This window comes from Reichenbachiella carrageenanivorans (genome assembly GCF_025639805.1).
GTDB lineage: Bacteria > Bacteroidota > Bacteroidia > Cytophagales > Cyclobacteriaceae > Reichenbachiella > Reichenbachiella carrageenanivorans.
This window is the reverse complement of the sequence record NZ_CP106735.1, coordinates 670,782-686,283: the sequence shown is the minus strand read 5'-3', so window position 1 is coordinate 686,283 and position 15,502 is coordinate 670,782. Positions and strand designations below refer to the sequence as shown.

The window sequence follows — 15,502 nt, the reverse complement described above, 5'->3', positions numbered from 1 at the left end:
CCAATAGCACTTATTATTTCACTCGTATTGTCCAAGAATATCCAAGAAATATCCACGGACATGCGGGGCTGGCTTATCTTTATCCAAAATTTTTTAAAACCCCAGTTTCTTGAAAAAACTACTTGCCCTTCTTGCGCTACTACATGCTGTAGCGATCTCATTTGCCCAAGACTATCCTTTGGAGACCGTAGTTCAGCGCGGACATCGGGCAGCAGTGCGAACAGTGGCTTATACTCCTGATGGTAAATTCTTAGCTACGGGTAGCCGAGACAATAGTATCAAACTTTGGCAAATAGCCACTGGACGAGAGATTCGTACTTTTTTAGGACACTTGAGTTCTGTCAATGCGATTGCCTTTGATCCTACTGGGCAATGGATGGCTAGCGGATCCTCCGACGAATCGATTATCATTTGGAACGTAGCTACGGGGCAAGTGAAGATCAAAATAAAAGGGCACAACAATCGTGTATCTTCCTTGGCATTCAATACAGATGGTACACAGCTGGCCTCCGGTGGTTGGGATAGGCAGGCTTATGTCTGGGACGTAGCCACTGGAGAAAAAATCACAGAGGTAAGAGCTGATGCGGCCACTGGTGTAGGCGTAGGGGTTCAGGTTGCTTTTGTAGGGGATAATAAAAAACTCATTACGGGCAATGACGACGGTAGAGTGATCATCAATGACCTAGCTTCTGCACAGCCAGAAGATACTTTGCGTAACATCATTCCGAGCTCTTGTGGGGGGTGTCCGAGTTTTATCCAGCTCACGGACAAATCTTCGGAACTACTCACTGCGAGCCGCAGGGGGCCAGTCACGTTGTGGAATTGGAAAACAGGCAAGATCATAAAAACCTACGAAAAGGAAGCGGACGATTACAATGCGGTAGGTATGAAGGGTAACACTGTTTTGGTATCCGATGAAGATACAGTGAAGCTCTGGACTAAATCTGGACAACTCATCCGCAAAATTTTGATAGCAGAGACGGAGATCAATTCCGCTACACTCAGCCCTGACGGTAAGCATGTGGCCGTAGCCACAAACGACCGTGTAACTCGCATTTGGAATGTGCAAAGTGGGAAACAAGAGCAGTCGTTCAAAGGATTTTTGAACGATGCGGCCGACAATGGTTTGGGGCTCGACCCAGAGTCCTATTGGCAGTTCAATATCAGCAGGTATGTCGGCTATCGTGAGGCTATTCGGGTATCGCCAGATGAGCAGCTGGTGGCTAAGGCTCGTGGGGCGTCTGTCCAACTTTGGGACATGGACAAGGGACGGGTGGTACGCTCTTTTGATGGACATACACATGGGGTGATCACTTTCGAGTTTTCCAAAGACGGTCAGTATTTTTTTACTGCTAGTGGAGACAAAACCATCAAAATGTGGGACGTAGCTACAGGCAAGGAACTCAAAAATTTTAAGGGGCACCGTGAGTTGGTATTCGCATTGGCGCTCAGCCAAAATGGAAAATACTTGGCCTCTGGTAGCTGGGATTCGAGTGCTCGACTGTGGGACATTACTAGCGGAAAAGAAATACAAACCTACCGTATGGAGCAAAATTCGCCATATGCGCTCGCTTTCGCGCAAAATGACCTTTACTTGATGGTGGGGTCGCTGGGCAAGGAGCTCAAACTCATCGAACTGGACAGTGGAGAGCCAGCCAAGCACATGATTGGGCATACCGAAATCGTAGCGGACCTGAAGGTGAGAGATGGGCAGGCTTTGACTGCCAGTTGGGATGGGCGAGCCAAAATTTGGGATGTGGCTTCTGGTCTTAGTGTACAGAAATTTGGTCGACTAGGTGGGCAACTCTATGTGGCCTCTTGGTCGCAGGGAGGTGCGTATGTGGTCACGGCGGGCTCGGATCGTGTGGCTCGGATCTGGGACGCACAGTCGGGCGAGCTTATTCGTACGTTTGAAGGACACACGGATGCTATTCTTTTTGCACAATTTATCCATGCGGACAAGCATCTAATCACGCATAGTCTGGACGGCACCACGCGGATCTGGGAAGTGGCTACTGGCAAGGAAATTATTTCGCACGTTTTACTCAATCAAAACGATTGGCTGGTGACGAATAGAAACGGGTATTTTGACGCCACAGAACAGGCCAAGCAAAACATCTTTTTTGTACGCGGTATGGAAAGTTATTCTCTTGATCAGTTTTTCGAGGATTTCTATCAGCCGGGTATTTTGGGGAAATCGCTGAAACCAGGAGGCTTGCTCAACGAAAACATCAAGACCATGCTAAAAAACTCACCGCCACCGCGCGTGGAGATTATTTCACCTACTTCTGGCGAGCACTTGACCCAAAATGAAATAGACGTGATGGTGAAAATCACCGATGAGGGCGGTGGTTTAGACGAAGTAAAAATACTACATAACGGTAAGCGTCTACCTGGGCAAGATCGAATGGCGCCTGTCAAACCCAAGCCTGGCAAGTCAGTCTTTCATCATTATCCAGTGCAGCTGGTGCCAGGCAAGAATGTGATTGCTATTTCGGCTTTTAGCGAGGGGCGGATCGAGTCCGAACTGGCACAGCGAGAAATTTTTGCAGAGGGTATTCACGAGGATATTACTTGCCATGTGATGGCCGTGGGGATCAACAAATACAAGAACCCAAGCTTGGACTTAAATTATGCGCTAGAAGATGCGGAGGCTTTTTTGAAATTGGTGAAAACCAAAGGCAAGAAGTTGTTTAACAAAACCGAAGTCTACTCCTTGTTCAACGAAGAGGCTACGAAAGCAAACATGCTGGCTATGCTCGATGAGATAGCTGCTAAGGCTCGGCCTCAGGATGTGTTTTTCTTTTACTATGCGGGGCATGGGAGCATGGTGGAGGGCAATTTCTACTTTATCCCAACGGAAAATATCAGATTGTATGATTTCGACTTGCTTACCAACGAGGCGATAGATGCTGCCGTCATTCAGGAGAAATTTGCCAACATCAGCGCACTGAAACAGCTGGTGGTGTTGGATGCCTGCCAGTCGGGCGGGTCTACGGAGCTGCTGGCTGTACGTGGTGCAAGCGAAGAAAAAGCCATGGCACAATTGTCCCGCAGTTCGGGGGTTCATGTGCTGGCGGCCTCTGGCAGCGAGCAGTATGCTACGGAGTTTGCCGAGCTGGGGCATGGGCTCTTCACCTACGTGCTACTCGAAGCGCTGAGCGGCAAAGCCGACGGTGCGCCCAAAGATGGTAAAGTGACCATCTATGAGCTCAAGGCTTATATAGATTCGCAAGTGCCCGAGTATTCTACGCAGTATAAGGGCAAGCCTCAGTATCCGGTCACTTATTCTCGTGGTCAGGATTTTCCAGTGGTGCTGGAGTAGATAGGCTCAATAAATTTGAAATTTAGTTTATTCAGATCTATAGGTTTCTCTGTTTTATAAATTTGGTATTTTTGAATTGAACCAAATTGTATATTATGAAAAACCTAATCAAAACCTTTGCAGTGGTATGGGTGCTAAGCTTCCTTGTTGGCTGCATGGAAGAAGAAGTCATCGAACCAAAATCTCTTGACAATGCAGTTAACCCTTTTGAGTGGCCATTGGCTGAAAAACAGCAGTCAGATGCCAATCTAAAAGATTGGTGGCATTTGTATTAATCCAGACTAGACATCCATAATAGATCATAAAAAGCGAGGCCTATTGGTCTCGCTTTTTTATGTAATCGTGTGGTTTGAAACCATATCTCTATATCCAATGATTTAATCTAGGGGCAATTTTTCTTGTTAATTATTTCCATAGTCATTGAACAAGCGATATCATTGGCCTCTCTACTTGAAACCAAAATCTATGCTCCGATCTTTTTGCGTGTACCTCATCAATGGTATTTGGCTAGGTCATATAACAATTTTATTGATTTTTATATTTCCTGCATGTACCAGCCAAACAGAAAATAAGTCTATAAAAGACGATCAGGAATCCGATTCAGTTTGGGTGAAAAACATAGTGGAGAAATCTAAAGAGTATGCTCGTACAGATATAGACTCACTGGATCTATTGGCGGATAGATTGCTATCTTTTTACAAAGAAAAAGGTTACTTGAGAGCATTTATTGATGGCCAAGTGATGAAGGCTAGGCATTTCTCAATTAAGGATGAAACAGATAAAGCCATCAATGTTTATTTGGTTTTACTCGATTCATTGGACAACCTTTCACCTCGTGATAGGGCAAATATTTTTAACAATTTGGGAAACTGTCATCTAAAGCTTAGCGAGTATGATCTCGCACTTGAGGCACAATTGAATGGGCTCAAGATGGAGGAGAAGTTGGAAGATCAAAGAGGAATAGCTATATCCTACTTAAATATAGCTGGAGTTTATGCGCACTTGGGTAATACAGATAAATCCGAGGAGTACGCAGAAAAATCTTATAGAAGCGCCTTAGAAAATAATTTTCCTGTAGTAAAAATGCAAAGTGCCTATCAACTAGCAGAAATATATGTGAAAGCTAGAAAGGATTCGTTGGCTTTGCTCTATGCCGATACTACTATCAGATATGGGGAAAGATTGAGATCCTCATTCGGGGTTTTTAAAGGCAAGAGCATTCAAGCGACTGTTTATCTGAATCAAGGGAAGTTTAGAGAATCGTTGGAATTGGAACGTCAGATTGGTGAATACTATAATGAATTAGGTTATAAGTTGGAGTACCTGAGGGTTCGGAATAGGGAAGTTCATTTACTTATTCAGCTGGAGCAATACCAAGAGGCAGAATTAATTGCTCATTCAAATTTGGAATTAGCCCAAAGTATTCAAGCTAAGGACGAAATAGGTTTGGCCTATGAAAAACTAGGAGCAATACAGAATCAATTGGGTAAGAACAAGAGTGCATATGAAAATGCAAGAAAATTTATTGCCCTTAAAGAAGAGTTAGAAGGCAAAGAGAAAAAACAGATTGTTGCGGAACTAGAAACCAAATACGAAACCGAGAAAAAGGAAACGGAAATAGCCTCTCTTTCTCAGCAGGCGATCATTCAAACGCTGGAACTAGAGCAAAAAAACCTAACGATCCTGATAGGGAGTGTGTTGGTCTTGTTGATCGCTGGATTTGTGTTTTTTGCCAACCGCCAGAAAACGCTCAAGAGTCAGCAGAATCAGATGGAACTGGAACAGCGATTCCTGAGATCGCAGCTCAACCCGCATTTTATTTCCAATGCCCTCTTGGCCGTACAAAATTTCATGCTCAAAAATCAGTCGGATCTGGCAGTCACTTATTTGTCCAAATTCTCCAAACTCATGCGCGAGACGCTAGAAAACTCACGAAGAGAGTTCATCCTTTTGGAGGATGAGCTGGCCATGCTGACCAACTTTATGGATGTGCATAAAATGCGTCTTAATGATAGTTTTGACTATGAAGTGCACATTTCAGACTTGATCGACCCAGAAGTAGACACCATCCCACCCATGTTTGTTCAGCCTTTTGTAGAAAATGCGATTGAGCATGGCATTGCTCCGGCAGGAGGAAAAGGAAAAATAGAACTGTATTTTGAGAAAGAGGGAGAGTATATCTCGATTGTGATCAAAGACAATGGAGGCGGCTATACCCAATCCAGTAGCGAAGTTAAGGATCATGTTTCGCTCTCCACCACCATCATACAGGAGCGCATGGCGGTATTCAACAAAACATTGAAAAAGAAAATAAGCCTTGTACTCGCTAATGTTGAAAATGAAAAAGGACAGGTTTTGGGTGCTAAGGTCGATCTGAAAGTTCCTTTTAGGTACGTCTAATGATCCACTTAGGTAGACTCAAATTGTTTGGGATACAGCGTGTTGAAATGGGGCAAATCTGGTTTCAGTTACAAAAAAATTCTACTGTTGAAATGCTCCTGCAAGCACTAAAGGTTTGGTCAGGAGAGTCGTTTTATACCAGCCTGACAAACCCCTAAGTGCACTAGTCGTCATTCAGCAAAGCATCCTATATTGATACGCTTGTAATAATATAAGTGGAGTGATTTAAAAGTAATTGACTTATTTTTAAGATGGATTGGTGCATTTTTGATGCTCCAAAATACCTAAACAAACTTATGCGAATAGTACTGATAGATAATGATGCTACCGTTCGGGAAAACTTAAATATCCTGATCAACATTTACGCTCCCGACCTGAAAATCGTGGGAGAAGCCAGTGGTGTACAAGAGGGCTTGGCCTGTATCAGAGCGAACAAACCAGACTTGGTACTACTCGATGTAGAGATGAACGATGGAACAGGGTTCGATTTGCTCGCTATGTATGGAACCTTAGATTTCAAACTTATCTTTGTGACGGGTCACAACGAATACGCAATCAAGGCCTTCAAATACAGTGCGATAGACTACCTGCTCAAACCCGTAGATCCAGATGAATTGAGCAAGGCTATAGCAAAGGCTCAGCAAGCTTTTGACGCACAAGATCAGAATTTGAGAGTAGCCAATCTGGTGCAAAACCAACAATCTTCTTGTGCCAATCAAAAGATCGTACTTAAAGATGCTGAAACGGTCTATCTGGTGGATGTGACGGATATCATCCGCTGCGAATCAGAGACTAATTACACGAAGTTTTATTTGATAGATGGGCGGATGATCATGGTATCCCGAACACTCAAAGAATTTGACCAGCTTTTAAAAGGACAATCTTTTTTTAGAGCCCATCAGTCGCATCTGATCAACCTCCATCAATTCGACCGCTATGAGAAAAAAGAAGGCGGTATGATCTACATGAAAGATGGGAGTACACTGCCCGTAGCTGTACGAAAAAAAGATGCGCTCATGTCTGCTTTGGCAGATTTTTAGGCCTTCGTCCAGCAATTTCTCCAACATATTGCCCATAATATTTAGCGAATTATAAGTTAATAATTACGAATATTCGGTGAATGGGTTCGAATACTCATCCACACCTTTAGGGCATTTTTCATCGATCTACTTTTGGTATTAATAATGAGAATAAAGGCCAATACCTGTTGTCTTGTGCGTTGAATAAAAGCACAGACATAAGGGTGTTCAGGCCTTTTTTTTTAAACCAAAAGAAAAGAAAGAAATGAAGACAAAAATTTATGTGTGGCTATGGGTGCTGGTATTGGTAGGCTGTAGCGATGATGCACTCAAAGAAATAGTAGAGGAGCAAGAAGGACAGGGAATCACAATAGCGTTAACCGATTTTTCAACGACTATTCCTGAGAATCCTGAGAATGGAGCTGTGCTGGGAACGCTATCTGGCACTACATCGGAAGGGGATATCACTTTTTCTATTCTATCTCAATCACCAGAAGGAGCACTGGCACTCAACAGTACTTCGGGGGTATTAACTGTAGCCGATTCGGCTTTGTTTGATTTTGAAATCAACACGTCGCTTACTGCTAGAGTGACTGGCACGAGTGGAGAAGCCAAGGATACCGTGGATGTCACCATTACAGTATCAGATCTTACAGAACTATTATCTGTGCAAGAGCGATTGGATGAAGGAGAAACACCCTTCGAAATTTATACTTCGGACAATACGCTCCTAGACGAGCTTTATGGCAAAACCTACGCTGGCGGATTGATCTTCTATCTCGATCTCGATACGGGCGACGGCAAAGTAGCTGCTCCTAATGATCATAGTAGCAGTACCACATGGGGATGCAACTCTTATAATCTACAAGAAACTATAGCTATTCCAGGAATTCCTACTTTTTATGAATGCATGGCTACAGGACAGAGTATGGGCGCTGGAAATTCAAACACGAGAGAAATATTGTCGTTGTGCGAGTTTTCACCAGCTGCTTTGGCATGTACTTCATTGGTGGTGGGCGACTACGACGATTGGTACCTGCCGAGCATTGATGAGCTCATGGCCTTTCTTACTAAGATACCCCAAGAGACGAGTGGCTATTGGTCGTCTACTCAGCGATGTAGAGACTCGGGAGGATCTGCGGCATATGCAGGGTATTCAGACCTCACTCAGATTGCCATCTTAAAATCTAACAGCAAGAAAGTCAGAGCGATCAGGGATTTTGCAGCGTCAGCGTCCGTATCCGAAGACTAAATCAATCAGCTATTTAAACCTGCATAATGCAGGCTAAACTTATAAAGAAACGAATTATGAAGTCAATCATTTATATCACGCTATTGGCCCTATGTGTCATGGCCTGCAAAGAGGACGATCTCATCGACGGTACAGTCGATCTTACAGATTTTGCGATCACAATAGAAGAAAATCCTACTCCTGGTCAAGTACTCGGGTCTATTGAAAAAGAGGTCACAGGAGGAGCCGTCGATTTTGAAATTACCTCTCAGTCACCAGAGGGAGCTTTTGCATTGGATATTGCCACGGGCAGTCTCACAGTGGCAGACGCTACTTTGTTCGATTTCGAAACCAACCCTACCCTGACGGCAGTCATCTCAGGGACTATCGGTGAGGTGAGCGACGAAGCCACCGTCACCGTCACGCTACTGGACGTAGAGGCGGTAGTCACGGCGGAGGATTTTACGCTCACCACCGACGAAAACGGTGAAGCAGATGCCGTGCTCGGTACGATCGACGCCACTGGCGACGAAGGAGCATTGGGTTATGCCATTAGCAGCCAGTCGCAAACGGGTGCCTTGGCCATCGATGCAGTTACAGGCCAGCTGACCATCGGCGATCCAGCTATGTTCGACTATGAGCTGACGACTGAATTGACCGCTGTGGTGCAGGTGACTAGTGGTACTAGTTCGGCTACAGCCAATGTCTCTATCACGCTCAACAATGTGCTATTTGATCAGGCTTCCGTTTCCGGAACTCAGTTTTCTGCTCGACAGTTGCATCAGGCGGTGGTTTTTGATGACAAATTGTGGGTGATCGGTGGTGGAGATGAAGACAATCTATACGACGAAGTGTGGTATAGCACCGATGGGGTCGCTTGGCAGCAAAAGACAATAGTAGGCACACATTTCTCTGCGAGAAACCAACATCAAGTCGTCGTATTCGATGGCAAACTGTGGGTGATCGGAGGGAGCGACGACGACGGTGCTCAAGACGACGTATGGTCGAGCACCGATGGAGCCACTTGGACTCAAGTACTGGCTTCTACTTCTAATGCACTCGTAGCGGGCAGAACCCAAGCCAAATCCTTCCGGTTTTCCAAACGGTCCAACCATCAGGTAGTCGTGTTTGATGATGCCATGTGGCTGATCGGAGGAGAGAGCAATGGAAACTATTTGAACGACATCTATTCTAGTACCGATGGCATCTCTTGGTTTGGCAAAGCGCCAGGTTCTGCCGTTCGCAGCGAAAGTGTAGTTACTGTGTTTTCGGAACGTACCGAGCATGAGCTCGTGGTCTTCGATGACGAAATGTGGCTTGTAGGTGGGTACGACGACAATGGAGATTACCTCGACGACATATGGTCCTCTCCTGATGGTACCACCTGGGCCCAAAAGACGGCTGTAGGCACGCATTTTACAGGTAGAGCAGGGCACAGAATGCTTTCATTCGACGACAAACTTTGGTTGATCGGCGGACGAGAAGGGAGCACCGATCAGAATGATGTTTGGCACAGTACGGACGGTACCACTTGGGTGAAAGAGGGCAATATCACTGGAGCTCATTTCTCAACGAGGTATAGACACGAAGCTGTTGTGTTCAACGACAACATCTGGGTGATCGCTGGCTACAGCATGTCAGCGAGTGATTATAAAAATGACATTTGGACAAAAGATTGAATAAGAACAAAAGATGAAAACTAAAATAATACTCATGCTCATGGTGCTGGGAATGGCATCGTGCAGCGAAGACGCCCTCAAGGAAATGGGCGAAGTGACTGTAGAAGATTTTGCCGCCACAGTGTATAGCGGCGCAAAGGCTGGGGATGTGATCGGTACCATACAGGCATCGACGACCTTAGGAGAGCTGACATTTGACATCAAATCAGAAAGTATCTCTGGAGCGATTGCACTGGACGAAACCTCGGGTGTGCTCTCCGTAGGTGATCCTTCGGTTTTCGATTTCGAAATCAATCCATCGATCACTGGGGTGGTCACTGTCATCAATGGCGAGGTCAGCGAAGAGGTCAACCTCACCATCACGGTGTCGGGAGTGACCTCAGAGGATCTGGTTGTCATAGTAGACGAAAACCCAGCCAATGATTTTGTGCTCGGTCAGCTGGTGAGCAAGGCCAATGGCAGTACAGCATCATTTACGTTTTCGGCGCAAGAGCCAGCTGGTGCATTGGCGATCAATGCCGCAGGTGAGGTTTCTGTCAAAGACAAGTCGCTGTTTGACTACGAGGCGCGTACCGAAGTGACCGCTACGGTCAAAGTTTCGGTGGGAGAGGTGTTTAGCGAAAGCGAAATCACGATCACGCTCAGGGATGTGGCACCAAGCTGGCAAGTCATTGGCGCAGCAGGGTTCTCTGCTGGCAAAGCGCACGATCAGAGCATAGCCGTACACAACGGTATTCCCTATGTAGCCTATCGCGACGAAGCCAATGGCAACAAAACCACGGTGATGAAATACGAGGATGACCAATGGCAGGTAGTAGGTACAGCTGGTTTTTCGCAGGGCTATGCCACCTTTCAAAGCTTGGCATTCAATGGAGATGTGCCTTATGTGGCCTATCGCGATGATGTAAACAACAGAAAAACCACGGTGATGAAATACGAATCGGGTAGCTGGCAGGTGGTGGGTACCAAGGGTTTTGCCCGAACGATAAGCGCCCGTGCCACTGCAGTCTCCTTCACCTCCGAAAGTCAGAGCTTGGTGTTCGACAATGGTGTGCCATATATCGCTTTCAAAGATTGGAGCCGTAGTGAAAAAGCTTCTGTGATGAAGTTTGACGGTACGAATTGGGTACAAGTGGGTACGGCAGGTTTTACGGCTGGGGCTACCGACTATGTCACGCTCAAGTTTGCCAGTGGCGTGCCATACATCGCCTTCGAGGATGGTGCCAATGCCTCCAAAGCCACCGTGATGAAATTCGTAAATGGTGCTTGGGAGATCGTAGGCACGGCTGGGATCAGCTCGGGATCGACTACTTATGTACATCTGCTGTTCGACGGAACGGTGCCGTACATCGCCTATTCGGACAATGACGAAGCGGGCAAAACCACGGTGATGAAATACGACAACAGCGCTTGGTCGGTGGTGGGCACGGCAGGCTTCACTCAAGCCGACGGACAGTATCAGACTTTGGGTATCCTAGACGACAAAATAGTGGTAGCCATGAGAGATAGCAATAAGGGAGGCAAAGCCACACTGATGCAGTATAGTGGCAGTGTCTGGTCCGCAGTAGGTACGGCAGGGTTTTCTAATGGCAATGTGAATCACCTCGATCTGGTGGTGGACAACGACATCCCCTATGTGGTCTACCGCGATGATGCCGAAAATATAAATAAAACCACGGTGATGAGATATGATGATAAGTAAAGGGTAGTTGTGAGAAACCAATTTGATAGTTTGGTTGATATGGTCCAGTCGGTAACGGCTGGACTTTTTTGCTTGTTTTAAATAGGCTTTGTGTTTCTCCTAATTTCACAATTGGGGGTATCGATGAAAACAAAAAAGGCTCCAATTGGAGCCTTTTTGATATATCTAATGTTGTGAGATCTAAAAAAAGTAATTAGAATGGGATCTCTCCCCATACGAGGGTGTCATGAAAAGAATACCTTCCTGCAAAGGTGTCTGAACTTTCACCGTCAGAATCAGAAGTAAAACTAAAGTCAATATTAAGCTCTAGTGTTTCTAAGTCTATACTGAAGGTGTTGATAGTGACATTTCCATCCAATTCTCCAGTAGCTTCATCTAGGGAGGTGTCTGCTTCAAAATAAACATTAAAAGAGGAACCAAGTGTTTCCGAACTTACTTGGATATTACCACCAGTACCTAATCCAAGTATATTGCCATCTTCATCTAGTTCTAGATAGAACCCCCCACTTTCATTACTTTCTGCGCTACCTCTATATAGCTCTACATAAATTTCATAGCTAATTTCTACTGCTGCTTCTGGTGACTCCGAATTCTCATATCTGGTGATTAGAGTACTTAGAGTACCAGCATATGACTGTAATGAAAATGCTCTACTTACATCATAGGTCACGTCTTCATCTTCATCGATGTTTTTACTCCCAGATAGAGTCAAAAAGAGTGGGCCTGCATAGCCATCTAGGGCTTTGATAGAGTCTAATAAGTGCTGAGAAACTTCTCCTAGAGAGTCTAAACTATGAGATACACTCGCCAATGAGTCTAGAAGCGCTCCGTTTGCACTGTTGAGTGAATCTAACGTTTCAGTATTTGAAAGTTCTAATGAATCTAATTTTTGCGTTAGTACGTCTAGGTCTGAGGTGAGCGCAGTGTCTTCACATGACCAAACCAATGCACTAGTGACTAGGACAAGGGTTATTAATAATTTGCTTTTCATAATTCTTGAGAATTTTTTAAAAAATATTATTGAATTGATAATTATCTTTCACCTGAGGTTCCCCAGACAAGGGTGTCATGAAAAGAATACCTTCCTGCAAAGGTGTCTAAACTTTCACTGTCAGAATTAGAAGCAAAACTAAAGTCAATATTAAGCTCTAATGTTTCTAAGTCTATACTGAAGGTGTTGATGGTAATATTTCCATCCAATTCTCCTGTAGTCTCATCTAGGTAGGTGTCTGCTTCGAAACGAACATAAAAAGAGGAACCTAGTGTTTCCGAACTTACTTGTATTTCACCACCAGCATCTAATTCAAGTATATTACCATCTTCATCAAGATATAGAAAGAACCCTCCAGATTCAAAGTAATTATTTGCGCTACCTCTTTTTAGATATACATTAACCTCATAAAAAGTCTCTATTGGTGATTCTGGAGACTCTGAGTCCTCATATCTAATGATGGAAGTACTTAGGGCACCAGCATCTGTTTGTAATGAAAACGCTCTACTTACATCATAGGTCACGTCTTCATCTTCATCGATGTTTTCACTCCCAGATAGAGTCAAAAAGAGTGGACCCGCATAGCCATCTAGGGCTTTGATAGAGTCTAGTATATGCTGAGAAACTTCTCCTAGAGAGTCTACACCGTGAGCAATGCCTGCTAGTGAGTCTAGGAGTTTTCCATTCACGTTGCTGAGGGAGTCCAAAGCTTCAGTACTCGAAAGTTCTAAAGAATCTAATCTTTGGGCTAGCTTGTCTAGGTCTGAGGTGAGTGCGGTGTCTTCACATGACCAAACCAATGCACTAGTGACTAGGACAAGGGTTACTAATATTTTGTTTTTCATAATTTTTTGATAATATTATTGAATTGATAATTAAGAGTCTTGGTTTCCCCATTCGAGGGTGTCATGGAAAAAATATCTTCCTGTAAATGTGTCTAAACTTTCACTATCAGGATCAGAGGTAAAACTAAAGTCAATGTCTAGTTCTAGTGTTTCGAGGTCTATACTGAAACTGTTGATGGTGATATTTCCATCCAATTCTCCAGTAGTTTCATCTAGGTAGGAGTCTGAGTAGAAGTCAACCTCAAAAGAGGAGCCAAGCGTTTCCGAACTTACTTGTATTCTACCACCAGTTTCTAATTCAACGATATTGCTATCTTCATCGATGAGCACATATAACCATCCATTTTCATTACCATTTATGTTACCTCTTCTTAGAGATATAACAATCTCATAAAAAGTTTCTATTGGAGATTCTGGAGACTCTGATTCCTCATGTCTACTGATGGAAGTACTTAGAGCACCGCCATATGATTGTAATGAAAACGCAACACTTTCATCATAGGCCAAGTCTTCACCTTCATCAATGTTTTCACTCCCAGATAGAGTCAAAAAGAGTGGACCCGCATAGCCGTCTAGCGCTTTGAGGGAGTCCAATAAATGCTGAGAAACTTCTCCCAGAGAGTCTGAATTGTTAATAATGTTCGCCAAAGAGTCTAGAAGTGCTTCGTTGACGTTGTTGAGAGAGTCCAAAACTTCGGTATTCGAAAGCTCTAGCGAATCTAATCTCTGTGTTAGATTGTCTAGGTCTGATGTGAGGACAGTGTCTTCACATGACCAAGCCAGTACACTAGTGACTAGGACAAGGGTTAATAATAATTTGCTTTTCATAATTCTTTATAAAGTTTAAGATATTGATTAGCCCTTTTGGGGCTGATAATTGTTGTAGCGATAAAATTACGTAGTTTTTCCAGTAGTCACTTCATTTTTTTATATAAAATCGGGCTTTTTGATTTATTTAGGCGGTTTTTAGCTGTTTGAGTTTCTGAGGCAGAAACATAATCACTCAATGTTTTTTTGCTATTTTAAACTAAAGCTTAGCCACTGTATGAGTTTGTTTTAGTTCTTGTATAATGAACCATAAAATAATATGATTATTTTCATATTTAAATTTGTCTTTGCTGCACTTTCTTTAAGAAAGAGCCGATTAGGTAATAAAATTTTCCGGATGGATTGCGAAGGGGGCATCATCAAATGAAAACTAAAAAAATAGGTTTTTTTAAAAATATGTCTAACTCATGTAGAGCACTTAAAAACGGCCCTTCTTCATTTTCAAGATTAGAGGCGAAACCAAAGAGAATGTCTAGCGGCATAATGGAGTGCGTTTAACCTAAATAGCGAGCTAGTGTTTTCTTAGTTTCGAGTTTGGGTTGTTGCTATAGTCATGTCTTCAGTACTTTCACGTTTTTTTTGGCTAAAAAAAGCGTTCATCTAGTTTGTGATCCTTTTTGATCTTGAGATCGATGGAGAGAAACAACTCATGAGTGCCGTAGTGTCCTCTGCCGATGTCACCAAAAGGAAATTCAAAGGCATAGCCAAAGTGATAAATCCCGCTTTCTTGATAAATAAAGTTGACCCCAGCCGAAGAGAAGTTGCGGGTCATGAGGCCGAGCCATATTTTTTCGTGAACCAATACCTGTCCATTGAGATCGATCGCCCATTCGTCATTTTGATAGCGAATGAGTGTAGAAGGTTTGATCTTGAAGAAGGACACGGGCGTAATTAAAAAACCAGCCGATAGATTAAAAGACTGTTTGTAACTGGTCACTTCGGAGCCTGCTTGGCTGATTTCGGTGTCTTGCAGTCGTGGAGCAGCAATACCTAAGTAGTAATTTTCGGCACGGTACATGACTCCAAACCCAAAGCTGGGTGCGCCATAGGTGTAGGTCCCAGTGCCCACCGACGGGTCGGTGGTTTCAGTGTCCAGTTTGTTGAAATCTTGCTTGTAAAACGACCAACCACCCGTAAGTCCAAATGAAAGTATTTTGCCATACATATCGATCCGGTAAGCATAGGACAGCTTGAGATCGTTGGTGCTATTGATTCCGAAGGTTTCGTTGACAAACGAAAAGCCGACGGCACTATGCTCGGTGATGGTGCTGGAGGCGTTCACCAGATTAGTGAAAGGTGCGCCATCTATACCGATCCATTGCCCTCGACTGAGTGCAGAGGCCATACCCATATGATACATACCAATGTAGGCCGGATTAATGGCGGATTGATTCATCAAATATTGGTTATAAATCGGGTCGAGTTGGGCATTGGCTCCAAAGCCAACAAATAAAAGAAGAGCTATTATTGATTTTTTCATGA

General features: G+C 44.0%; 11 protein-coding genes. 7 read left to right on the top strand and 4 right to left on the bottom strand.

Translation table 11 applies throughout. The features are described from left to right. Window positions 1-109 precede the first annotated feature (109 nt). The 7 genes from N7E81_RS02485 (at window position 110) to N7E81_RS02455 (ending at window position 11,356) form a co-directional block, all read left to right on the top strand. Window positions 110-3,325, top strand: coding sequence for a caspase family protein (locus tag N7E81_RS02485; RefSeq protein WP_263051702.1), 3,216 nt, complete (start codon window positions 110-112; stop codon window positions 3,323-3,325). 95 nt (window positions 3,326-3,420) lie between these two features. Continuing rightward, the gene (locus N7E81_RS02480) at window positions 3,421-3,600 is read left to right on the top strand and encodes a hypothetical protein (RefSeq protein WP_263051701.1); all 180 of its coding nucleotides are present in this window, start codon (window positions 3,421-3,423) and stop codon (window positions 3,598-3,600) included. A gap of 190 nt (window positions 3,601-3,790) precedes the next feature. Beyond that, the gene (locus N7E81_RS02475) at window positions 3,791-5,725 is read left to right on the top strand and encodes a tetratricopeptide repeat-containing sensor histidine kinase (protein ID WP_263051700.1); all 1,935 of its coding nucleotides are present in this window, start codon (window positions 3,791-3,793) and stop codon (window positions 5,723-5,725) included. A 296-nt stretch (window positions 5,726-6,021) separates the two neighbouring features. Next, complete coding sequence (locus tag N7E81_RS02470; RefSeq protein ID WP_263051699.1) at window positions 6,022-6,765, top strand: LytR/AlgR family response regulator transcription factor; 744 nt, start codon at window positions 6,022-6,024, stop codon at window positions 6,763-6,765. Between the two features lie 244 nt (window positions 6,766-7,009). Further along, complete coding sequence (locus N7E81_RS02465) at window positions 7,010-7,996, top strand: hypothetical protein (RefSeq protein ID WP_263051698.1); 987 nt, start codon at window positions 7,010-7,012, stop codon at window positions 7,994-7,996. Between the two features lie 56 nt (window positions 7,997-8,052). After that, complete coding sequence (locus tag N7E81_RS02460; RefSeq protein ID WP_263051697.1) at window positions 8,053-9,654, top strand: Kelch repeat-containing protein; 1,602 nt, start codon at window positions 8,053-8,055, stop codon at window positions 9,652-9,654. Window positions 9,655-9,667: 13 nt separating this feature from the next. Further along, window positions 9,668-11,356, top strand: coding sequence for a hypothetical protein (locus tag N7E81_RS02455; protein WP_263051696.1), 1,689 nt, complete (start codon window positions 9,668-9,670; stop codon window positions 11,354-11,356). A gap of 193 nt (window positions 11,357-11,549) precedes the next feature. Here N7E81_RS02455 and N7E81_RS02450 read toward each other — a convergent pair whose 3' ends face one another. The 4 genes from N7E81_RS02450 to N7E81_RS02435 form a co-directional block, all read right to left on the bottom strand. Then, window positions 11,550-12,347 (bottom strand): hypothetical protein, encoded by a 798-nt coding sequence (locus N7E81_RS02450; RefSeq protein WP_263051695.1) that lies wholly within the window; start codon window positions 12,345-12,347, stop codon window positions 11,550-11,552. Window positions 12,348-12,388: 41 nt separating this feature from the next. Then, window positions 12,389-13,192, bottom strand: a complete 804-nt coding sequence (locus N7E81_RS02445; protein ID WP_263051694.1) for a hypothetical protein — start codon at window positions 13,190-13,192, stop codon at window positions 12,389-12,391. Window positions 13,193-13,222: 30 nt separating this feature from the next. Beyond that, window positions 13,223-14,020, bottom strand: coding sequence for a hypothetical protein (locus N7E81_RS02440; RefSeq protein WP_263051693.1), 798 nt, complete (start codon window positions 14,018-14,020; stop codon window positions 13,223-13,225). A 583-nt stretch (window positions 14,021-14,603) separates the two neighbouring features. Then, window positions 14,604-15,500, bottom strand: coding sequence for a PorP/SprF family type IX secretion system membrane protein (locus tag N7E81_RS02435; protein WP_263051692.1), 897 nt, complete (start codon window positions 15,498-15,500; stop codon window positions 14,604-14,606). Window positions 15,501-15,502: the final 2 nt, after the last annotated feature.